The sequence below is a fragment of the Stenotrophomonas sp. 05L44_2 genome, assembly GCF_056665995.1.
Genome location: NZ_JBFTNR010000973.1, coordinates 1 through 1,191, shown reverse-complemented (window position 1 = coordinate 1,191; position 1,191 = coordinate 1). Strand labels below are relative to the sequence as shown.

Here is a 1,191-nt window from a genome sequence, read left to right as displayed (position 1 = left end):
CATTCGGGATTGGAAGCCCCGGCCATCCGTTGTCGATGGCGATTCATCATGCGCACGCAGAATCACGGGGTGCCAGTCGATTGTTCCGATGGCATCGCGCTGTTTGAAAGGAAAAATGAATTATCGCAATTGGCTTGTCGTGGCCAATCCCAAGGCAAAAACGACATCCTGCGCGGCGTACTATTAGAGCCTGAAGCAGGCCGTAGCGCCGCGATCGTGCGGCGTAACGCCGCCGTGCCGTGTCAAGCCAACCTAACCGCGTCACCAAGCGGCCCACTCAACCATCATACGCACCCGCGCGGCGATCAACGCGTCCCCGGATCACCCGGCACCAGGTGGCGCCACGGAAACACATCCTTGGCGAAATGGCTGACATAGCCCCCCGTCGCGGCCTGGATGACCATGAACGACAACCGTGGGCGCATGGCCTGCAGCGTCTGCAGCTGCGCCACATCCAACGCGCTGTTTCGCAACCGGAAGGTATGCAGCGCATCGAAGGCATCGCTGGCGAACAAGCGCTCATAGGCCGCGAAAGGCGTGACCGCTTCAGCCACGCGCGCGTCGGCCCAGGAGAACTGCAGCTCCGTCGATTCGCAAAAATCCAGCAGGCCCAAGGCAGGCAGGCTGCGTGATGCGGCGAGGTTGTCGATGAAGCGCTGGGTGTCAGAGCCACCGCCGATGCGCAGGCTGTGCAGGTGTGGCAGCGGAACCTCGAAGAACGCGGCGTCCGGTGCATTCGGCACGACCAGTTCGCTCAGATACGGGGCCTTGGAAACGAAGCGGGCGATCTCGCCGTCTTCTTCCATGATGGTGCCCGCGCGCTGCACCAGCGACATGTTGTGGTCGGCCGGCTCTGTGGGGGAGATCGACAATGCGCGCAGGCGCGGGAAACGCACATCGCTGTCCAGCAGCGCGGTGAACGCCCACTCGCGTGCCATTGGCCCCTTCGTCCGGGCCGGTGAACGACAGCGACATGATCGCATCGGCCACGCGCTGGTCGGACAGGCAGGCCAGCGTCCATGCGAATGGCTCTTCCCATGGGTTGCCGAAGAACTCCACGTGCAGGCCGCCGTACAATGGCGCCACGGTCACCCGTTCCTGTAGGTCTTCCCAGAGCGGGCTGGCTGGGTCCTCGATGTCCAGCTCATGCTCAGCCGCGCTGTCCAGGGTGAAGGCGTGGATGCGTTGCTG

Annotated in this window: 1 protein-coding gene; it reads right to left on the bottom strand. The window is 63.5% G+C overall.

Translation table 11 applies throughout. From position 1 onward, the window contains the following. Positions 1-305 precede the first annotated feature (305 nt). A complete protein-coding gene (locus AC1VAN_RS22435) occupies positions 306-938 on the bottom strand; it encodes a hypothetical protein (RefSeq protein WP_442251467.1) in 633 nt (210 codons plus the stop codon). Positions 939-1,191: the final 253 nt, after the last annotated feature.

Excerpts from the sequence above, each read along its gene's own strand:
- AC1VAN_RS22435 (WP_442251467.1), bottom strand. The coding sequence starts at position 938 with ATGGCACGCGAGTGGGCGTTCACCGCGCTGCTGGACAGCGATGTGCGT.